This window comes from Desulfobacula sp. (assembly GCF_030145145.1).
Lineage (GTDB): Bacteria > Desulfobacterota > Desulfobacteria > Desulfobacterales > Desulfobacteraceae > Desulfobacula.
This window is the reverse complement of the sequence record NZ_JAQYWD010000043.1, coordinates 13824-34055: the sequence shown is the minus strand read 5'-3', so window position 1 is coordinate 34055 and position 20232 is coordinate 13824. Positions and strand designations below refer to the sequence as shown.

Genomic DNA, 20232 nt, shown 5'->3' with positions numbered 1-20232 from the left:
TTATAGATGACTGGATTAATTAATTTGGCGTTGCTCGTTCAAAAGGTGTAAAAGCAATAAAAAATTATGAAAGAGGGAACACTAAAATGAATCAATTGGCGCAACTTAACAATCGAATAGTCAATCGTGTTAATGCGAATCTGGCAGAGTTTGATTTTGATACGCAGAGTTTTGTAAACAATTCTCTTGACCATGACAAGATGTTGAAGTTTTATGCATTTTATGGCATCACGTCCCGTCATCCACTCTATTTTCACTTTAAAAAATCCAATATTGCCGGCAGTTATTTCCTTGGAAAATGTTATGTGGGAAGATCTGCTATTTATAAGAGTGATGTTAGAGGCGATGAATTAAAAAGAGAAGGGGATACCATCCTTGGTGCAAAGAATATCCCCCTGGTTGACGACGAAATGATAGTGATCAGGGACAGTCTACTGTATAAAACACTGGTTCACAGTAACTCCCATAACCCGGAGAGTCCTGAAGAATTCGGCATTCGAAACACGATTGCCGCACATTATGTCAATATCCATGGATCTACCTGTGAAGGATGCTTTTTAGGACCATTTGCAACCGTTGATTTGATGAACCTTCATTCCTGCATTGTCGGTGAATTTTCATATGTCCAGGTGGGGGAACTTTTTCATCGAAAAGTTGATCCCGGAACAGTTTGGATAAAAAATCAGAATTTTGAATTTAAATATAAATTCCAAAAAGAGGTGTTGGATCATTATGCCGGGGTGAATGCTTTATACCAGCCCCGGGGCATCATCTATGATTTTGTTAAGGAGCGGGAGCAGGATTATGAGAAATTATTTGATGTCATGAATCTTGAACCGATATACGCACCTGCCAGCTCTGCTGTTAATCGATATGCGGTGACCCAGGGAAAAACAAGAATCGGTGAAAATGTTCTTGTCTCTCAACGGGCGTTTCTGGAGAATGCGGTTATGGGAGATGGCTCTAATGCCCAGGAAAACTCATTTATCATTGATTCCACCCTGCACGGCTTGAATGTGACAGCCCATGGCGGGAAAATAATTCATGCAGATGTCGGGCGGGGGTCTTTTGTGGGATTCAATTCGTTCTTGAATGGAAAAGCCAAGGCACCCATCGAAATCGGAGAAGATTGTATTGTCATGCCGCATACCATTATTGATGCGGAGGTGCAAATTAAAATCCCTGATGAACATTTGGTATGGGGGTTTATCGGTTCGGCAAGTGACATTGAAAATCATTCGATTTCCCTTGATGATCTTGCTGCCATACGGGAAAGCCTTACCATGGGTAAAATGACGTTTATGGGTAAGGGATCGGTTTTTATTGAGGCATTCCGTAAAAGAATAAATCAGATTCTGTCGACAAATGGTGCCTTGTTTCAAGATGGGGAAACCCGGGGCCATGCCCAGGATGATCAAAACATTTCCTTTAATCTCATTCAACCGTATAGTACAGGAGAACTCAAGGGATTGTATCCTTCTATCAGAATCAAACCTTAGAGGATCACCCGTTCATATTGGCGCATCAAACTGATTTTGAAGCGTATTGTTGCGAGGCTTTGCAGGTAACTGATTATTGATTGAAAAGATTTTCCAACCATTTTAAATCCTGTTTTATCCAGTCTGGCCTGCAGTCTCGCATCCCTCTGAATGGGATGGTGATTTTTTGTTTGCAAAGCGCTTTATGAAACTCTTTCATGAAAACGCCGGAATTTTCTGCCAGGGACTCACAACCCGTATTGGGTGATACCGAATGTATGGCACATCCTGGACTTTCAGGATTGCCACCCAGAATAGCCAGGATTTTATTGTTGTTGTTGATATAATCCTGGATTCTCAGGGTTATATCAATGCTTAAGTTTCGGCAACACTCACGGCCGGCTGCTGTATCCAGGGCATCCCGAATCGATTGTCCCGGCTTTCTTTTTCTCAAAAACCCCAGAAATGTTATTTCAGGGCATGGAATCTGAAAAAGTCCGATATCGTATTGCATGCAGAGCCTGAGGATTTCCTTGTTCATTGACGGATAATTTGCTGCCCCCAGATCCCGTGAATTTTGATTTAGAATACAATCGATCACCATAATAAATCTATGGCTTCTTCGATCTGATGGGTGTTTGAAAAATCGTTTTAACGGGTTTAATTTGTTTAAAACGTTCATTTCCATATCCAGTTTAAGACGTCTTTCGCCTTGTCATTGTCGTTTGTTGTTCGTGCCGCTTCCAGACCACCATGTCATCGAGGCTCACCCCGGCCAGGCCAGCCACCATCTGGCATTTGGCTTTGAACAGAAAAAAGATCCGATCATCATCATGGGGTAATGTCTCATAGTTGCCCTGGCCCTTGGAGATGATCAGGTCGGCCTGGTCAAACGCTTGCAGGAAGGATTCGGAACATTCACCAAGGACGGTTCCCGGGATGGCTGCCCCGGAGTCGATGGTGGTTACCAGATCGCTGATACCGGTCTCGGCGGCATCTTCAAGGGTGGCATCGTTGAGCACAGCACCGCCCCGGACCACAAAGATGACCCGTGACAGATCGATCCGTTCCAGCACCAGGCGGTCGAACACAATTTCACCGGCATTGTCAGCGATCCAGAGGATTCGTTCAGGCCTGGCCAATGCTTGGATTAACCCTTGCAGATCGCCCTTAACCTCGTGGGTCATGGCATGGTCTATGGTGTCAAACACGGTTGCCTTGTCCAGGTTTGATACCGCACCGAAATCGATGATATTGCCGGCAATGGCCAGTTGAATAGCGGTCTTAAGCGGGGTGGCAGATTTGTCTACCATGGCTTTGAGATCGGGATAGAGTTCCAGGGAAAATCGGTTGAATTGTTTTTTGAGTTCCCTGTAAGGGTCTTTGTTGCCGGTTACTCCGGCAATGGTTTGCTGGATTTTGCGGGCCATCATTGGGGGAGACTGTTTCATATCCATGTCGGCCATGTCGGCCAGTACCAGTTTGAGCACCCTGCTGTGGTCATCTTCCTTATCGGTCACAAGTCTTGCCGCCCCAAGGGCCTGTCGAACAAGGCAGGGGATGCAGTCGTTATAGGTTTTCATTATTACCCTTTCTTTTTTTTGGTCATTTGATCATTATTTTCATTGACAGCTCATCATATCATATCTATAATTATAGTCAAATGATCAATTCAACCATTTAACAGCCTCAAAGGAGAGATCATGCCAAGGCCCAAACGACCCAGAACCGTAGAATCTCATCCAGAGACAAAAGGATTCAGTCCCGACGGGATGCCCCACAGCGGAGAGACGATTCTTTCCATCGAAGAATACGAAGCGATTCGGCTCAGTGATTATCTGGGGTTGGATCAGTCCATGGCATCCGAACAGATGAATGTGTCACGGCAGACCTTTGGAAGGATTTTAAGGCAAGCCCGGTACAATCTCTCAGAAGCCCTGGTGACAGGCAAGCGCCTCAGGGTCACCGGCGGATGTTATCAAATGCAGGGCAGGGGGCGCAGGAGGCGGGGGCATTCACCCATAAATACCATAAAGGAGGAAATCATGACGGAAGCATATAAAAATGAAGACAGCCAGGATACTGGAACCCGTAATGGCCAAGGTCAAGGCAGAGGTCGCGGTCAAGGCCAGGGAAATTGCCAAGGCAGAGGCCAGGGCCGGGGTAGAGGTCAAGGTCAAGGCAGAGGCCAGGGAACTGGCGGCTCCAGACGGGGCAATCGTTAACCCGATACAAATCAATTATAAATTAAGGAGGTATCTTATGCCGGGATTTAATCAACAAGGGCCCATGAATCAGGGACCCATGACAGGCAGAGGCAGAGGCAATTGCGTCAATGGTCCCATGGCCGGATCAACCGGGTTTGGAAACCCACCATCCGGTGGCCTTGGATATGGATTCAGAAGGGGCAGGGGATTTGGTCAGGGACCGGGACCTGGATGGGGACGGGGATATGCCCCGGTCCAGGGACCTGCAGCCGCCCAGGCACCCATTAGCAAGGAGGGCCTGCGGCAACGGGCAGATATCCTTGAATCCGAGCTCAATGCCATCAAAGCGGCATTGGCGGATCTTTCTGATGACTAATTAATACATTAACCCATACCCTTCGTTTATCAGCAGCAAATGATCCACCTGCTGCTGATAAACGGTGGTTGGGCATGGGTTTTTTCTTACAATTTCACTGATTTGGGTTCAGTGGCAAGTGAGGGAAACGCAATGGCTTTGGTTAAATGGTAAGCCGCCTGTAAATACGATGTGGGGCACAGGGGGAAGCATTCCTTGCAGTCCCAGCACTCTTTGGCAGCTAATTCCGGGATAAAACTAATCTCCCGTTTTGCGCCCTGGTCAACAAACCCGATAACATTTTTCTTTTTAACTTCAGCACAATACCGGACACATAACCCGCAAAGAACGCAAAACGACGATTCTTTTTCAAACCGGTCTTTTTTGGCACCATATTCCTTGGCCAACATTTGTAATTGCGGCGAATCAGGGGCATGGGCCAGCAAAAATTCTAAAATCAACCGGCGGACTCGATCGATCATCTCAGACCGGGTTCTGACCACCAGATCCTGTTCCACAGGGTAGAGGCATCCGACAACAAATTTTGTTCTGCCCCGGGATTCTACTTCTACCGTGCAAAGTCGACACCCGCCATAGGGTTCTAACAGCTCATGGTGACAAAGTGTAGGGATATATATATCAGCACTTTGGGCGGCTTCCAGGACGGTCATGCCTTCTTTTGCTATAACTTTTTTTCCATCGATCTGTAAAATGATGTCACTCATCGTTTCTATACTCTCTCTGGGGTTAATTCTTGTTCATTCACGGGCGCTATTTCATCGCTAATGCCAGCCTCATATTCATCTCTGAAGTAGCGCAGCGAGCTTTTGAGGGGATCACAAGCCGTTTTCCCCAAAGAACACAGGGAGGCCACACCCATTACCTCGGATATCTCTTCCAACAATTCGATATCGCCTTTTCTTCCGTTTCCTTTGCTCATACGGGTCATAATCTTGAGCAGCTGGCGGATGCCTTCACGACAGGGCACGCATTTGCCGCAGGACTCATTGGTGAGAAAGTTCAGGAAAAATCGGGTGACATCCACCATATTGTTATCTTCATCCATTACCATCAGCGCACCGGCTCCCATGGGGGCACCCACTTTTTTAAGGGCATCGAAATCCAAAGGGGTATCAATGAGTCTCGCGGGAATGGATCCTCCCATGGCGCCACCAAAGTGAACAGCTTTAAGTTTCTTGCCGTTGGGAATCCCCCCGCCGATATCGTAGATGATTTGCCTGAGCGTTGTCCCAAACGGAACTTCCACCACCCCTGAATTAACGATATTACCGGATAAGGATATCAGTTTTGTGCCCTTGCTGCGCTCTGTCCCGATGCTGGTATACCATTGGGAGCCCTTGTTGATGATCTGGGGCACATTGGCCCAGGTCTCCACATTGTTCAGGTTACTGGGCTTATCCCAGACACCACTGACCGACGTGCGGATATATTTGGGTCTGGGTTCTGGATTCCGCCCTTCAATGGACCGCATTAAAGCGCTGGATTCACCTGATACAAAGATACCGACATCGAAATGCACCTCAACATTAAAGTTAAAGCCGGACCCTAAAATATTTTCACCCAGGAGTCCATATTCCCTGGCCTGCTCAAGGGCACGATAAATATTATCTTTTAGCTGGGGAGAATCATGACGGGTATAGATAAATCCCTGGCTGGCACCAATGGCATAGGCACCGATGATCAGGCCTTCAAGGACGCTGTGCGGATTTCCCGTAAAGATGGCCCTGTCCATGGTCGCGCCGGGTTCCCCTTCATGACCATTGACGATGACATACTTTTGTTTTTCCGGGGCATTGCGGGTGGTTTCCCATTTCAAGCCGGCAGGAAATCCACCGCCGCCACGGCCACGCAAGTTGGCTTTCTTTACCTCTTCAAGAACCTGGGCAGGAGTCATTTCAAATAGGGCTTTGGACAAAGCCGAATACCCTCCAATTCCCATATAGTCATTGATGCGCCGGGAATCGATTTTCGTGTTATTGCTGATCAGTTGCCGCATCTGTGCCTTGTAAAAAGGGATATCAGACTGATAAGCTGATTTTTCACCGGTATTTGGATCCTCATAAATCAAACGGTCAATCACCTGTTTCCCCAGCACGGTCTGAGACACTATCTCAGGGACATCCTCGGGCGTTACCTGGATATAGTAGATCTCTTCCGGATAGATAACAACATTGGGTCCTCGTTCACAAAAACCATGACACCCGGTAACCCTGATGTCCACCTGGGTCTCAAGAGAGAGGCGCTTGATTTCTTGTTCAAAGGCTGTGATCACCCTGTCGTTACCGAGGCCGAGACAACCCGTACCCGAACATATCGCAATATAAGATTTGTCAGGGTCTCTTTTTGATAAGAGTCCCTTCCTTAATTCTTCCAATTCAGTAGCTGAATTTATCCTTGGCATAATCTTTGTTCCCTACGCATAATTTTTTAAGACTTCTTCTGCCATGGCGGGTGTTACCCTGCCGTGATGTTTTCCATCGACGATGATCTCCGGCCCTAACGAACAACAGCCGAGGCAGTTGCCATTCCCCAGGCTGAATTTGGCATCCGAGTCTGTTTCCCCGGGTCTGATTCCCATGAGGTCCTGAACCGATTCCATAAGATGAGACGCACCCCGAAGATGACAGGAGGTCCCCGTACAGACATGAACTTCATGACGTCCTTTGGGACTCAAACTGAAAGTTTTATAAAAAGTAGCGATTTGCATGACGCGACTTAATGGTACGTCCAGTTTTTCACTGATCCTGTCTAAAATTTCTTTGGAAAGCCAATGGTTTTCGCTCTGAATCTCCATTAAGACATGGATCAAAGAACCGGGTTTGCCCTGGTGTTCATGGATGATTTGATCAATGGTGTCGTTATCCGGAGCCGCTGTAACGGCACTGTCGCTGCTGTCACTTGTGGTGGTGTTCCCGTTTTCATCACAGGCGGCTGCAATGAGGTTCCTGCTTTCATCAACCCGGCCCAGTCCTTGCCGTGCGGCCGTATTCAGGTGTCGGGATACTTCAGACGGGCTGATACCCAACACCTCTGACAGTTCTTTATTTGAACAGGGTTTTTTCCGCAACAGTGCCATGATTCGGGTGATTTGAAATTTGTCACCAATCAATTCCTGAAATAATTGATCAAACTCATCACTGGCGAAAAATTCATTGTATTCTTCCACTGATTTTAAAGTGACTCTCAGTCTTTCTCTTTCGACCAGCTTGATGTAAGGAATTAAATTCTGGACAGCTTCCAGTCTAAGGTTTAATTCCTCAGGATCAATGCCTTCGCCCTTGCCAATGGGTCCTGAGGCTTTCATCTTTTTGGAAAAATCATTCATCACTTCGGCATAACGGCTTCCTTCAGATGCTGAAATCCATTCAAGCCTCAGCCGTTCGGGATCCAACCCGATCATTTCCAATAATTTTCTGCCGATATGCATGGTGCTCAATGCCAGGTAATTTCCTTCTGTAATATAATGGCATTCACCCGGCCAGCAACCGCCGACAAACACCCCGTCTTTCCCATTGGAAAACGCACGGAAAATAAATGCCAGGTCGACTCTACCGGTGCACATGACACGAATAATTTTAATATCAGAGGTATATTGTTGTCTGGAAACTCCAGCCAGGTCAGCAGCGGAGTACCCTCACCAATTACATAAAAATCCTAGGATCCCTGGTTTAAACTCAAGTCCTGTACTCATTCTTATCTCACTCCTAGTGCAGTTATCACTGCCTTGTTCATTCGTGGATCTTTAGAAGGGGCGGCATGCCTTATACATTCAGATACCGCCACTCCAAAATTAGGTCTCTTTAAGCCGCGTCAATCTGGCTTAAGATCTCTTTATCGGTAAAGTGTTTGAGAAAAATAGCCCCTGTGGGACATCTGGTGTTACACAGACCGTCTCCTTTGCAGAGAATAGGATTCACCCGGGCTTTTTTGCCTTTTGGTGTCTCATGAAACTCTATGGCATTATAATTACAAACAGAAATACAGGCCCCACAGGATTCACACGCGCTTTCATTTACTTCGCAAACAGCACCCGAGGCAATGACGGATTCCTTTGTGAGAATGGTGATGGCCCGACCGGCAGCGCCGTAAGCCTGGCTGATAGTTTCTGTTATATGCTTGGGATAGTGTGCAATCCCGCAAAGGAAAACACCTTCTGCAGCAAAGTCCACGGGCCTTAATTTTACATGGGCTTCCTGGAAAAATCCATCCGGGTTCTGGGCAACCTTGAATAATCGTGCTGCTTCATTGCTGCCTGCCGAAGGGATGACCGCAGCAGACAGTGTCAGATAATCGGCATCTAATTCAAGCCTCTGACCCAGAACGGGATCCGGAACCGTGACCCGAAGAACCGACTTGCCACCTTCTTTAACGGCTTCCACAACAGGCTTGTCACTGGGCTCCCAGCGGATAAACATGACCCCGTTATCTGCTGCTTCGCGGTAATAATCCTCTCTAAATCCATAGGTTCTCATGTCCCTGAAAAGAATGTAGATCTCCATTTCAGGGTTTATTTTCTTCAGGCTCAAAGCATTCTTTACAGCATGACTGCAGCAGATCCGGGAGCAGTAATTCCTGTCTTCCTGTCTGCACCCCACACATTGAATCATCACCAGTCTCTGGGAGTTGATCAGTTGTTCTTCACGCCTGGCGATGTGATCCTCCAGTTCCAACTGGGTGAAAACCTGATCGTTTTCGCCATAAAGGTATTCCGTGGGTTTGTATTCATCCGCTCCCGTGGCAAGAATGGCAGCGCCATGTTTGATAACCTTGACCCTTCCTTCCGTCTTCACCGTGGTGATAAAATTCCCCACGTAACCGGAAACATCCGTGATGGCAGCCTCATGGGATACCTGGATCAAGGGGTGCTCGTAGACTTTGCGGATCAGGTCATTTAAATACGGTTGAACATCTACCCCTTCCAGGGTAGTGTGAATCCTCCGGGCCATACCGCCCAGGTCTTTATTTTTTTCCAGCAGACACACCTTAAAGCCCTGTTCTGCCATGCTCAGGGCACTGGTCATTCCGGCCAGGCCACCGCCGACAACCAATCCTGTTTTATTGACCGGCAGCTCAAATTCCTGCAACGGTTCTAAAAGAGTCGCGCGGCCCACGGACATGCGAACGATTTCCTTTGCCTTCTGGGTGGCTTTCTCCGGCTCTTTAGAGTGAACCCAGGAACAATGTTCTCTAATATTGGCCATTTCATAGAAATATTGATTGATCCCGCCTTCACGGCAGGTGTCCCGAAATAACGGTTCATGTGTCCTGGGGGTACAGGCGGCCACAACCACGCGATTGAGTCCTTTTTCCTTGATCATATCGGCTATTTGCTGGGCATTGTCAGTGGAACACGCAAACAGGCTTTCCTGGGCATGAACCACATGGTTCAGGGTGGATGCATATTCAACCACTGACGGCACATTCACCACTCTGCCGATATTTGCGCCGCAATGACACACAAAGACTCCCACCCGGGGGTCTTCTCCAGTGACATCCCTTTCCGGTGGATAGACCCTTTCCTGGGCCAGGTCCCCCCGCCGGTAAGCAAGAAGTTGACTGCAAAGGGCATCCGCACCGCTGGCACCCATAACAGACTCAGGAATATCGATGGGTCCCTGGAACGCGCCACTGACAAAGATTCCCGGGCGGGTGGTTTCCATGGGATTCACCGGATTGGTTTGACAGAATTGATGAGCGTTCAGTTCAATGCCGAATTTCTCCGCCATGTTTTTCACATCAGCCGGCGGGTTCATTCCCACGGATAAAACCACCAGATCGAATTCTTCTTCTTTTACGCCATCCTCAAATGTTGAATATCGGATGGTGACATTCTTGGTTTCTGGAATTTCTCGTCCAATGGAAACATAACTTCTTAAAAACCGGACACCGGGCAGGTTTTCCGTTCTTTGGTAAAACCGTTCAAAATCCTTGCCAAAGGCCCGGATATCATTATGGAATATCGTGGCCTCAAGCCCGGCATCATGGTCTTTGGCCAGAATAACCTGCTTTTGTGTATAGGCGCAGCAAACGCCTGAACAATAGCTGTTACCGCCCTCGATGACCTGTCTGGATCCCACACACTGGATCCAGGCAATCTTATGGGGATGCTGCATGTCGGAAGGCCGTCTGATCTCGCCTTCATAGGGGCCGGTGGAACATAATATCCGTTCAAAATCAAGGCTGGTGACCACATTCTCCATGGTGCCGTAGCCATAGTCGCCCCTCAGTTTGGGGTCAAACACCTCAAACCCGGGAGACATGATGATGGCACCGACCTCGACGATGACCGTCTCTTCCTTCTGGTTCAGGTCAATGGCTTCATTCTTACAGACCCCCACGCAAATGTTGCATTTTTCATCTTGAAGATACAGACAGGTGTCCGGGTCCACATAGGTGATCAGCGGAACAGCCTGGGAAAAGTATATATGGATGGCTTTGTTCAACGATAAGCTTTGATTATATACATCCGGGACCTTGACCGGGCAGACCTCCACACAGGTCGTACAGCCCGTGCACCGGTCTTCAAGGATATACCTGGGTTTTTTAACCAGGGTTACCCTGAAGTCACCCGCTTCTCCTTTGATACTCTCAACCTCAGTATACGTCAGGATTTCTATATTGGGGTGTCTGCTGCACTCAATGAATTTGGGTGATTCAATACACATGGAGCAGTCATTTGTGGGAAAGGTCTTGTCAAGCTGGGACATCTTGCCGCCAATGGCCGGTGACTTGTCAACCAGGTAAACCCTGAACCCTGTTTCGGCAAGATCAAGGGCCGCTTGAATACCGCTGATCCCTCCACCGACAATCATAACATCTATCAGATTATTCTCTCCAGGGCTGTTAACAGCAAGCCCTTCAACTGGTTCTTTTTCCACTTCGCACCGTCCTTTTCAGGTCTCTTTCAATTCCCTAAATCACTTTTCTATAGATGATCCCTAAAGCATCTCATTGACAATTTCCGTGATGTCCTTAATCTCCAGGACATCATCATACTCCAGGTTTAACCTGCTTTCTTCAAAATTGGTGATGCAGTAGGGGCAGGATGTCGCAAGAATTTTGGCTCCAATCTCACTGGCCTGTTTTAATCGAATGTCGGAAAATCTTTCTTCTTTTGGCGTGTCCATCCAGATCCTGCCGCCACCGCCACCGCAGCACAAACTGTCTTTGCCATGATCCGCCATCTCGATCAGGTCCAATCCGGGAATTTTCTTTAGCAGGTCTCGGGGTTCGTCATATATATTATTGTGTCGACCCAGGTAACAGGGGTCATGATAGGTGACTGTTTTTGAAAAGTCCCCTTTGAGGTCAAGTCGTTCATCATTGATCAATTCCAATATATACTGGGTCATATGAACGACCTCAAAATGGACCATAAATTCAGGATATTCGTTTTTAAACGTGTGATAGCAATGGGGGGAAGAGACAATAATTTTCTTTACACCCTTATCAATAAAGGTTTTAATGTTTTCTTTGGCCAGATTTTTAAACACTTCCTCACTGCCCGTTTTCCGGATGCTCTCTCCACAACAGCTTTCCTCGTCACCCAGTATCCCGAAATTCACCCCTGCCTTGTTCAGAATATTGGCCGTGGCCGCGGCAACTTTTTTCATTCTCGGGTCATAGCTGAAATAACATCCAACAAAATATAACACTTCCATATCCGCGGTAAAGGGTTTTACAGACAGGTCTTTTGCCCAGTCCGCCCGTTTACCCCGGTCCCCCTGCAACGGATTGCCTTCAGAAATCAGGCTCGCCCTTGCCGTACGGGCAGACCGGACAGAAGCAGGGAAAATATCATAGTCCGATGCCACCCTGCGCAAAGAGACGCCGACTTCTATTTGTTTGACCCCTCTTGGGCAATGCTCAGGGCATCGTCCGCAGGTCGTACATCGCCAGATATCCTCACCTTCTATCTCTGTTAAACCAAACGTAGCCTCTCGAATGATTTTGCGGATACTGAATTGTCTGACCCTGTTCCACGGACAAACCGAATCGCACAATCCACACTGAAAGCAAAACCTGAAGGCATCTCCACCAGCCTCTTTTATCTCATCGATTACCTCTATGAAGGGAGCGACCGTTTCCATTGTCTTTAATATTCCTCTTCTTTCACTTTAGTATGTTAGCGCTTTGATAACTGGGAAAAGACGTCCATTAGTTTTTTTCTGCCATGTGTTTTTACTAATGATTCGTATGCTGCTTTCAATTCCACCTGCTTTTCTGTTAAAGGGGTTCCCTCCATTGCCACTGTCTCTTCTCGCTCCACATAGGTCAGGGCATCGAATTTACATGCCTCAACACACATGGGTTCTGAAAGGGGCGGCTCATCTTCGCACATATCGCATTTCAGCGGAAGTCCGGAGCTGGGTTCCTTGAAATAGTCCCTGGACGGACAGGACGCCGGGCAGAAAGCACACTCGGAGTATTCTTTTCCATTAATAATATACAGGTTCCGCCCATTGCACTCGGCTTGCGTATACCCACCGGCACGAATCGGAACATAGATATCTCTTATTTCATCCATGTACACCCTGATCCTGGCTTTCGACGGATTAAGGCTGCTATATTTGGGCACGGCATGAAATGCGGAGCAGGCCATTTCGCATGACCGGCACCCCGTGCATTTGCTGATATCAACTTTTATCTCTTTAACAATTTTCTTTTTTAACCCTGCCTTCACGGTTACTACCCCCTAGACCTTATCAATTGCTGCCGAAGTTTCTTTGGCAGAAATAGTGTCATTGTCTGTTAAGATCCCTCTTTCCAGTAAGTCTTCGCCCACATAACCCAAGCCCAGTTTGTCGAGCATATCCAGGGTAGGAATACCGTCTTCATTCCACCCCTTGAATTCATAATATTCACTGAGAAGTTGTTGTTCCTTTTCTTCGTCCCGAACTGCCCAGTGGTCTTCCGGGGGCCGTTCATCCTTTCTCCTCAAACCTCTTCTTACATTGATGGCCCTGACCAGTGTTCGATTTCGTTGAAAAACTTCCCACAGTTTTTCTTTGTCCATCTCAATGCCCGTGGCCCCCTCAATGAGTGCGGGTATATTATGGATGTTATAGGCAACATCTCCACCAAACTGACCCCGGAATGAGGAAACAAATCCGCATAATCCCGTGGCATCATCAATATAGTGCATGGCCTCATTCCAATCCACAATTTCGCAGAATGCCTGGTTGGACATGACGTCCCTTTTTTCCCAGTTTAAAAAATAGTCTTTGAATTTATCATCCGGCGGTGAGGTCCAGTTGTCAACAAACTTTTGTCGTTCTTCCATGGTGCGCATGGGATCCTGGGGAAACGAACCTTCAATCTGGGTGATACTCATTTTTTCCCCTGTGGCAATCATGAGAAAATAGGCCAGGTTGACCTTTCCCAGCTTGATGGGCAGCTGCTCAAATTTTTTGGTGGTATTATGGTCATACGCTTCTGCCCCGTTTCCGATCCGTATGGCAGCATGGGAAACCCCATCGGCTAAAATATCGCCAATCCCTTCCCGGCGGACAATTTTTTCCATCAGGTAGTAAAATCTGTCCCCGCTGTCAGCCGGCAGTCCGGGCATGTCCTTATCCGTCAGGATACCGGCTTCGTAAAGTTCAATGGCAAAGGCCATCACCTGGGGTGTCGAGTAGGAGTCCAATCCATACTCCTGGGCGATACCCAGTATGTCATAGGAAAAATCCAGTTCTTTAAATGCCGCCATGTGATAGGTGTCTTTTCCGTAGCACTTATACCCGAATCTTTTCTTTCCCGGCATTTTAATGACGTTACGGCAATTCTTGGGACAATTATAGCAGCTGGTTTGTCGATCCATGTTGTCGTATTTAATATTCCGCCATCTTTCCTCGAGTTCCTTGCTCCAGAAATTTTTTCGCCGGGTCCGGGCGTTGCCCCAGGCAAAATGATTGTGGTGGAAACTGTCATCTTCATCATAGGCCATCCAGTCGCCACAGCCATCACTGTCAGCAATCTGTCGGTGCAATTTCATACTGGCCTCAAACAATTCAGCCGGGTGGGCAATATTAATGTCCTTTGTGCCGCGGATAGCGATGGCCTTTAATCGTTTATCCCCCATGATGACACCTACGCCTCGCGCCGCGCTGGAGTGCCCGTGATCAATGGACGCCATATAGACCCTGTTTTCGCCGGCCAGGCCGATGGCGGCCACCTGGACCTTATCATCCTTCAACTCTTTTTTGAGCACATCACCGGTTTCCGTTGTGCCTTTCCCCTGGAGATGACTCGCATCCCGTATTTCCACTTTGTCATTGTTTATGTATAAATAAACCAGTTTCTGGGCCTTACCGCGAATGATGATCTGGTCATAACCGGCATGTTTCATTTCCGGCCCGAAAAAGCCGCCCATCAATGAATGGGACATTAAGTTTGTCTGGGGTGAAAACGTATTCACAGCGACTCGATTGGCGCCGGGAACAGGTGTGGAATGCAGAATACCGGCGGTGAATATTAGCAGATTATCGGGAGAAAAAGGTTCAACCTCAGGCGGAACCCTATCCCATAGTGTCTTGGCGGCAGTACCTTGCCCCCCCAGAAAAAGTTCAGTTAATCTTGGGTCGGTTTCTACCTTTTCAACGCTTCCTCGAGATAGATCAATCTCCAGATTAACCCCTGTCTCTCCGTACCTCATTTTTTAACCCCTTATAAATTAGCAATTCTTTAATCTTGTATCAAAAAAATCACAATACCGAATTTTATTCCAAAAAAAATACACTGCCATAGTATAACTTGTTATTGAATAATATATTACGTTAATTGGGCTGTCAAGAATTTTTTTAAAGAAAAATGAGGTGAATTAAACGTGAAGAGGGGGGCGGTGAAGATAAGGGTTTTTTTATTATAACCTATTGTATGGATAGGGCTTTTTATTATGAACAGGGCGTAACCTGTCTTGATTCAAGACATATCAGGGTTTATTTCTTCCAGGGAAACCCATGGGTTATGATCCCGATATGACGAACCCCGACAGGTTATTCAACCGCCTGTAATACTATTCAGCCATCTGCTGGCGCATGTCAGCAAGCTTCCGAATGTGCCCTTTTTCCTGTTCAATCAATTCCACCACAATCTTCCGATCAGGCTCGGTTAAAAAGGGTAAAAATTCTCTAAAGTAAAGAATGGCATCTTTTTCAAAACCCATGGCCAAACTGAAAACCGTGTTGGCATTAATGGCGTTTTGGACAAATTCCTTTGAATCAATATCGGCATAAAGGCGGTCATCCACAACGGAATCCATATACGCCTCCATGTCCTCACTGTATTCCTCTGAAGATGTTTCTTCCGGGGGCAGGCTGTCCCGGATCTGTTCAAAGGCTTCGACATGCCGATCTTCTTCTTCCATTAAAAAGTAAAAAAGATCTTTCATGTCTTTATCCGTGCTCAATTCAGAAACAACGGCATAAAATCCTTTTCTTTTTTTTTCTTTTTCAACTGCTGCTTCGGCAATTTCCCGCGCAGAAAATATTACAGCCATGGTGTTCTCCTTTGTATGATAGTAATAAGAAATCGCTTGTGGTGTGGCATAAGAATAAGAGATTTGTTCTTGTGTGTCAACGGGATATTCATGGCATTATGGGGGGATTTATGAAAAAGCGTTATATATTATGTATTTATCGGTTTAATATTTGTTTGTGTGTCCTGATCCGATGGTATCGGTCATTAAACGAATGGATGAATTTTTCTCACCAATGGTATGCTGCAGGGGCATATTTTCATCATGGCCAAGGAGACCACCGCCGCCACCGCCGCCACCCCGGGCCAGGATAATATCCGCCTTAAAGATGTCGTCGGTCACCGCGGTCATATCCGGGGTGATGGTTTTGCCCGAGTCCCCCGGGCTTAACTGTCTGGGTATGGAACTCCAGGCGGGTACGCTTGCCAGAAGGACTGCCATAAAAATGACGATTCCGTTCATGAGTTTTTGAGACATTTTATTCTCCTCCTTTTTTTTAAAATGATAGCCAATATTGCTGTCACAACGTATGGATCATTCAAAGGTTACACACTATTTTGTAAATGATGAACGCAACTTCGGAGTTGTCCATAACGCTCATGTCGGAAAGTTGAATGATTAAAAAATTCAAAAGGGTCCCAAAGGGGGGATACAAATATAACAAAACCGGGGTTTACACAACCCGCTTCTTGGTACATAGTAAGAAACGATGAGATAAAAAACAAAGGAACTGAAATCCATGAAGCCGTTTCGTTTAATTTATTTTGGCGTTTTTTTGTTGATATCTGTTGCCTGGTTGTGGTCAGGTCCTGCACCCCCTTTGTTTGCAGCCGATGGCAGTGTCAGGATTCTGTTCATCGGGGATTCGCTTTCCGCAGGCCTGGGAGTGGAACCGGAGCAGGCTTATCCGGCCCTGATCCACGACATGCTCAAGGAACAAGGGGTACCAGGAGCGGTTGTCACCAACGGGAGTATCAGCGGTTCCACCACTGCAGGTGCCCTGGCCCGGCTCAAATGGTTTCTCAGGGTCAAGCCGGATATCCTGGTGCTGGCCCTGGGGGCCAATGACGGGCTTCGGGGGTTGTCCACCAGTGAAATGGCCCGGAACCTGGACAAGACCATTGTCCTGGCAAAGGAGAAAAACATCCGGGTCATCCTGGCTGGCATGAAACTGCCCCCCAATTACGGTCTGGAATATGCCCGGGCTTTTCAAGCGGTGTATGTCCGTCTGGCCGATCAACACAAGATTCCGTTCATTCCTTTTTTGTTAAAGGATGTGGCAGGCAGGGTTTCCCTTAACCAGTCAGACGGCATCCACCCCAACCGGGAAGGTCACAGGATCATTGCCGCCACTGTATTCCCCTATATTTTGGAGCAATTATGATACTTGAGATCAAGGCAATCTGTAAATCCTTTCACCAGCCCCGGTCCGGAACCCTTTCGGTTTTAAAGCACGTCAGTTTCAATCTCGGTGCCGGGGAAACCACGGCCGTTACCGGCCAGTCCGGCAGCGGAAAAACCACGCTGCTGTCCCTGATTGCAGGACTGGACAGCCCGGATGACGGCCAGGTGATCCTGGATGGAAAGGATTTGGGCACCATGAACGAAAGTCAGCTGTCCCGGTACAGGGCCATGAAAATCGGGATTGTTTTTCAGCAGTTCCATTTAATGCCCCATTTATCGGCCCGGGAAAATATCAGCCTGCCTTTGGAAATCCTGAAACAGCAGCGAATCCGGGAACAGACCGATGCCATGCTGGAAAAGGTGGCCTTGTCAGATCGCCAGCATCACCTGCCCGGGCAGCTGAGTGGCGGAGAATGCCAGCGGGTGGCCATAGCCAGGGCGTTGGTCATCAAACCGGCCCTGCTTCTGGCAGATGAGCCCACGGGCAATCTGGATATGGAAACCGGGGAAAAGGTGTCCCGACTGTTGTTTGACCTGGTGGATGAAGAAAAGAAAAGCCTGGTGTTGGTGACCCATAATCCCGTCCTGGCCAGTCAATGTCAAACCATCAAGATCCTTGACCGGGGCAGGCTGGTTTGATGTTCTGGATACGAATGGCCATAAGGGATCTCATTACAAACAGGGGGTTTGCCCTTTTTTTTATCTTGAACCTGTCCCTGGGTCTGGCCGGGTTCATCGCCATTCATTCCTTTGGCAGTTCCCTGAACCACCATCTGGATGAGAATTTAAAAGACATATTGACGGCAGACCTGGTATTGATCGCCAACAGCCCCCTGACCCCGGCGGAATTATCCCTGGCAGACCAGGTGCTGGGGCCGGACAAGTCCCATGCCCGGCTCATCAATTTTTTTACCATGGTCCGGGCAGGGGATAATGCCCGTTTGATACGGGTGATGGCCATTGATGAGCATTATCCTCTTTACGGTGCCTTTGCTTTGGAGGGCAGGGGGGAAAATAAAGACCTCCAGGAAAGGCCCGGGGTTTTCATGACCCGGGACACGGCTTATGCATTAGGTATCCGGAACAAGGCAGATATAAATACCCCTTTGGTATTGGGAAACAAGCCCTTTTTTATCCAGGATTTTTTCACCATTGATCCGGACAAATCTTTAACCGCTGTTGAGCTGGCCCCGAAAGTTTATATGGGGCTTGATCAATTGGAAGGGACGGGGTTAATTCAATTCGGGAGTCGGATCAAATATTATCAGTTTTACCGGTTCTCCCGGGACGTGGATATCCCCGGGCTGGCCGAAAAACTACGCCAAAAATTCGCTGAAACCTTCCCGGGGCAGCCCCGGATAAACATCTATGATGCCAGGGATGTCAATCAACGGCTGGGTAGAGTGACCGGATATTTTACCGGGTATATGGGGCTGGTCAGTGTTGTGGCCCTTTTCCTGGCCGGCATTGCCACGGCGTACCTGTTCCGGGGCTATCTGAATCTGAAACAACGGGAGATGGCCATCCTATTAAGTATCGGTGCCGGACATCGGGAGATCTATCTGTATATCAGTTTTCAACTCGTCCTGCTGGGGACCCTGGCCGCTGTCCTGGCGATTGTCATTTCCCTGTTCCTGGTTCAGGCCTTTCCCATTATTTTTCAGGGCCTGATTCCCCGTCACATCCGACTTGTCACAGATCCTTCTACCCTGATGCTTTCCATGGGTATGGGCATGCTGGGCAGCCTTATTTTTTGTCTGCCGGTCTTTGTGCGTATCTTTGGGATCAAACCCCTGATGTTGCTCCGGGGAACCCAACAGGTCAAGAGGGGAACCTTTACCCGGGGACTGGGGCAGGCAGCAAGCTTTCTGCCGGGGATGGCGGCTTTTTTTCTGGTGTCGGTGGGGGTGGCCGGTTCTATCAGAAACGGAAGTGTTTTTGTGGCCGGGTTTGTCCTGGCCCTGGTGTTTTTGTCCGGCATGGGCTGGCTTATTTTTTCAGGCTGCAGACCCCTTTCCACCACCCGGAATCTGGTGGGGAAAATTGCTTTCCGTAACCTGTTCCGGAACAAGTGGTCTTCTTTGTCCTGTTTTGTCACCATTTCCATGGGTGTGTTTTTAATTTCCCTTATTCCCCAGGTCCAGAAAGGGCTGCAAAACGAAATCATGCGGCCGGAAGGGTTGAAAATACCGGTTTTTTTCCTGGTGGATATCCAGGAGGAGCAACGGCTGCCATTTGTTGAATTCATGGAACATCAGGCCGCTGACCTGGTCAATATCTCCCCCATGGTCCGGGGCAGGATTTTGACGGTGAACCACCAGCCCTTTTATGGTGACAACACGGGCCCTGGCGCCAGGTCATCCGTGTCCGGGCGGCGGGGCAGGGGCCGCCGACTGGAATTTAATTTTTCTTATCGAGAGCGCCTGGATGTTTCGGAAACCATTTTTCAGGGAAGCCCCTTGTCCAAAGCCCCCTGGAATTTTGAGTCAGCCCATCCTTTTGAGGTCTCGGTTGAAAAATCCTTTGCCGAGCAATATGGTTTGGGGGTGGGGGATGTTGTGGGGTTTGAGATCCAGGGCATCCCGCTTACGGGACGGATAAAGAATCTGCGCAAGGTCCGGTGGAACAGTTTTCAGCCCAATTTTTTTCTACTGTTCCAGGATGGGGTTTTAAATGATGCCCCTAAAACCTTTCTGGCGGCCATCTCCCATGTGGCCCGGGAGGACCGCCAGGCCCTGAAAAATAAAATTGTCTCTGCGTTTCCCAATGTCTCGGTCATTGATGTGACCCAGATGGCCGGCACCTTATTGGGTATCATGGACAAGCTCTCCTTGTCCATCCGGTTTATGGCCTGGCTGGCCATTGCGGCCGGCATGGTGTCTATTTTTTCCATTGCCCGGCACGAATCCTGGAAAAATGAAAACCAGGTGAACCTTTTAAAGGTTCTGGGAGCCGATTTTAAGGCCATCCAGGCCATTACCCTTTTGGAATTCGGGTTTATCGGCCTTACCGCAGCCCTGTTTGCCATCCTGCTGAGTTTCGGATTTTCCCGGGTGATTTCCTGGTATTTTTTTGACAGCCTCTGGCAGTTTGACCTGAAATTTTCCCTTGCCATCCTTTTGTTAACCACTGGTATCTGCATGGGCACAGCCCTTACTGCATCCCGGCGAGTCATGAATACAAAACCAGCCCGGCTGCTGGGCAATACCTGATGGTGAAAACATATTGAAAAGGTGATATGGTTGGTTCTGAACTCTATTTTTCTATCTGTACGTGTAACTTTTTCAGTTC

17 protein-coding genes and 1 pseudogene are annotated in these 20232 nt (G+C 48.0%); 6 read left to right on the top strand and 12 right to left on the bottom strand.

All coding sequences use genetic code 11. The features are described from left to right. Positions 1-86 precede the first annotated feature (86 nt). Positions 87-1499 (top strand): transferase, encoded by a 1413-nt coding sequence (locus Q1Q15_RS21140; RefSeq protein WP_300464376.1) that lies wholly within the window; start codon positions 87-89, stop codon positions 1497-1499. A gap of 73 nt (positions 1500-1572) precedes the next feature. Here the strand turns inward: Q1Q15_RS21140 and Q1Q15_RS21135 are convergent, their stop codons facing one another. Continuing rightward, positions 1573-2160 (bottom strand): hypothetical protein, encoded by a 588-nt coding sequence (locus Q1Q15_RS21135; protein WP_300464374.1) that lies wholly within the window; start codon positions 2158-2160, stop codon positions 1573-1575. Between the two features lie 13 nt (positions 2161-2173). After that, positions 2174-3061, bottom strand: a complete 888-nt coding sequence (locus Q1Q15_RS21130) for an ARMT1-like domain-containing protein (RefSeq protein WP_300464373.1) — start codon at positions 3059-3061, stop codon at positions 2174-2176. A 120-nt stretch (positions 3062-3181) separates the two neighbouring features. Between Q1Q15_RS21130 and Q1Q15_RS21125 the strand changes: the two genes are divergently transcribed. After that, positions 3182-3703 (top strand): DUF134 domain-containing protein, encoded by a 522-nt coding sequence (locus tag Q1Q15_RS21125; RefSeq protein WP_300464371.1) that lies wholly within the window; start codon positions 3182-3184, stop codon positions 3701-3703. A gap of 37 nt (positions 3704-3740) precedes the next feature. Further along, a complete protein-coding gene (locus Q1Q15_RS21120) occupies positions 3741-4061 on the top strand; it encodes a DUF5320 domain-containing protein (protein WP_300464370.1) in 321 nt (106 codons plus the stop codon). A gap of 86 nt (positions 4062-4147) precedes the next feature. On the opposite strand, the gene Q1Q15_RS21115 is transcribed toward Q1Q15_RS21120, so the two are convergent. From Q1Q15_RS21115 to Q1Q15_RS21070, 10 genes and pseudogenes are all read right to left on the bottom strand, one after another. Next, complete coding sequence (locus Q1Q15_RS21115; protein ID WP_300464368.1) at positions 4148-4765, bottom strand: 2Fe-2S iron-sulfur cluster-binding protein; 618 nt, start codon at positions 4763-4765, stop codon at positions 4148-4150. Between the two features lie 5 nt (positions 4766-4770). Continuing rightward, entirely contained in the window at positions 4771-6462 is a 1692-nt protein-coding gene (locus Q1Q15_RS21110) for an NADH-ubiquinone oxidoreductase-F iron-sulfur binding region domain-containing protein (RefSeq protein ID WP_300464366.1), read from the bottom strand. A gap of 12 nt (positions 6463-6474) precedes the next feature. Continuing rightward, positions 6475-7029 carry an NAD(P)H-dependent oxidoreductase subunit E gene (locus Q1Q15_RS21105; RefSeq protein ID WP_363321026.1) on the bottom strand — a complete coding sequence of 185 codons (555 nt, stop codon included), beginning with the start codon at positions 7027-7029 and terminating at the stop codon, positions 6475-6477. Then, positions 7012-7752: pseudogene (locus Q1Q15_RS21100) on the bottom strand (hydrogenase iron-sulfur subunit); the annotation flags it as partial. The gene Q1Q15_RS21105 and the pseudogene Q1Q15_RS21100, both read right to left, overlap by 18 nt. A gap of 109 nt (positions 7753-7861) precedes the next feature. Then, the gene (locus tag Q1Q15_RS21095; protein WP_300464427.1) at positions 7862-10873 is read right to left on the bottom strand and encodes an FAD-dependent oxidoreductase; all 3012 of its coding nucleotides are present in this window, start codon (positions 10871-10873) and stop codon (positions 7862-7864) included. A 126-nt stretch (positions 10874-10999) separates the two neighbouring features. Continuing rightward, positions 11000-12151: a (Fe-S)-binding protein gene (locus Q1Q15_RS21090; RefSeq protein WP_300464365.1), complete on the bottom strand. Its 1152-nt coding sequence runs from the start codon at positions 12149-12151 to the stop codon at positions 11000-11002. A gap of 35 nt (positions 12152-12186) precedes the next feature. Continuing rightward, positions 12187-12744 (bottom strand): (4Fe-4S)-binding protein, encoded by a 558-nt coding sequence (locus Q1Q15_RS21085; protein WP_300464363.1) that lies wholly within the window; start codon positions 12742-12744, stop codon positions 12187-12189. Between the two features lie 12 nt (positions 12745-12756). After that, complete coding sequence (locus Q1Q15_RS21080; RefSeq protein ID WP_300464362.1) at positions 12757-14715, bottom strand: aldehyde ferredoxin oxidoreductase N-terminal domain-containing protein; 1959 nt, start codon at positions 14713-14715, stop codon at positions 12757-12759. A gap of 360 nt (positions 14716-15075) precedes the next feature. Beyond that, entirely contained in the window at positions 15076-15558 is a 483-nt protein-coding gene (locus Q1Q15_RS21075; RefSeq protein WP_300464360.1) for a hypothetical protein, read from the bottom strand. A 144-nt stretch (positions 15559-15702) separates the two neighbouring features. Continuing rightward, the gene (locus tag Q1Q15_RS21070; protein WP_300464358.1) at positions 15703-16014 is read right to left on the bottom strand and encodes a hypothetical protein; all 312 of its coding nucleotides are present in this window, start codon (positions 16012-16014) and stop codon (positions 15703-15705) included. Positions 16015-16276: 262 nt separating this feature from the next. On the opposite strand from Q1Q15_RS21070, the gene Q1Q15_RS21065 reads away from it, so the two are divergent. Genes Q1Q15_RS21065 through Q1Q15_RS21055 form a run of 3 tightly spaced genes read left to right on the top strand, consistent with a single transcriptional unit; the run spans position 16277 to position 20153 of the window. Further along, complete coding sequence (locus Q1Q15_RS21065) at positions 16277-16921, top strand: arylesterase (protein ID WP_300464357.1); 645 nt, start codon at positions 16277-16279, stop codon at positions 16919-16921. Next, a complete protein-coding gene (locus Q1Q15_RS21060; protein WP_300464355.1) occupies positions 16918-17580 on the top strand; it encodes an ABC transporter ATP-binding protein in 663 nt (220 codons plus the stop codon). Before Q1Q15_RS21065 ends, Q1Q15_RS21060 begins: the two co-directional genes overlap by 4 nt. Beyond that, positions 17580-20153 (top strand): FtsX-like permease family protein, encoded by a 2574-nt coding sequence (locus Q1Q15_RS21055; RefSeq protein ID WP_300464354.1) that lies wholly within the window; start codon positions 17580-17582, stop codon positions 20151-20153. Before Q1Q15_RS21060 ends, Q1Q15_RS21055 begins: the two co-directional genes overlap by 1 nt. Positions 20154-20232 lie beyond the last annotated feature (79 nt).

What these genes read in the sequence shown, in the direction of transcription:
- Q1Q15_RS21120 (WP_300464370.1), top strand. Translation starts at nt 3,741, where the DNA reads ATGCCGGGATTTAATCAACAAGGGCCCATGAATCAGGGACCCATGACA.
- Q1Q15_RS21115 (WP_300464368.1), bottom strand. Translation starts at nt 4,765, where the DNA reads ATGAGTGACATCATTTTACAGATCGATGGAAAAAAAGTTATAGCAAAA.
- Q1Q15_RS21135 (WP_300464374.1), bottom strand. Translation starts at nt 2,160, where the DNA reads ATGAACGTTTTAAACAAATTAAACCCGTTAAAACGATTTTTCAAACAC.
- Q1Q15_RS21140 (WP_300464376.1), top strand. Translation starts at nt 87, where the DNA reads ATGAATCAATTGGCGCAACTTAACAATCGAATAGTCAATCGTGTTAAT.
- Q1Q15_RS21065 (WP_300464357.1), top strand. Translation starts at nt 16,277, where the DNA reads ATGAAGCCGTTTCGTTTAATTTATTTTGGCGTTTTTTTGTTGATATCT.
- Q1Q15_RS21080 (WP_300464362.1), bottom strand. Translation starts at nt 14,715, where the DNA reads ATGAGGTACGGAGAGACAGGGGTTAATCTGGAGATTGATCTATCTCGA.
- Q1Q15_RS21060 (WP_300464355.1), top strand. Translation starts at nt 16,918, where the DNA reads ATGATACTTGAGATCAAGGCAATCTGTAAATCCTTTCACCAGCCCCGG.
- Q1Q15_RS21130 (WP_300464373.1), bottom strand. Translation starts at nt 3,061, where the DNA reads ATGAAAACCTATAACGACTGCATCCCCTGCCTTGTTCGACAGGCCCTT.
- Q1Q15_RS21090 (WP_300464365.1), bottom strand. Translation starts at nt 12,151, where the DNA reads ATGGAAACGGTCGCTCCCTTCATAGAGGTAATCGATGAGATAAAAGAG.
- Q1Q15_RS21055 (WP_300464354.1), top strand. Translation starts at nt 17,580, where the DNA reads ATGTTCTGGATACGAATGGCCATAAGGGATCTCATTACAAACAGGGGG.
- Q1Q15_RS21070 (WP_300464358.1), bottom strand. Translation starts at nt 16,014, where the DNA reads ATGTCTCAAAAACTCATGAACGGAATCGTCATTTTTATGGCAGTCCTT.
- Q1Q15_RS21125 (WP_300464371.1), top strand. Translation starts at nt 3,182, where the DNA reads ATGCCAAGGCCCAAACGACCCAGAACCGTAGAATCTCATCCAGAGACA.
- Q1Q15_RS21110 (WP_300464366.1), bottom strand. Translation starts at nt 6,462, where the DNA reads ATGCCAAGGATAAATTCAGCTACTGAATTGGAAGAATTAAGGAAGGGA.
- Q1Q15_RS21095 (WP_300464427.1), bottom strand. Translation starts at nt 10,873, where the DNA reads ATGATTGTCGGTGGAGGGATCAGCGGTATTCAAGCGGCCCTTGATCTT.
- Q1Q15_RS21075 (WP_300464360.1), bottom strand. Translation starts at nt 15,558, where the DNA reads ATGGCTGTAATATTTTCTGCGCGGGAAATTGCCGAAGCAGCAGTTGAA.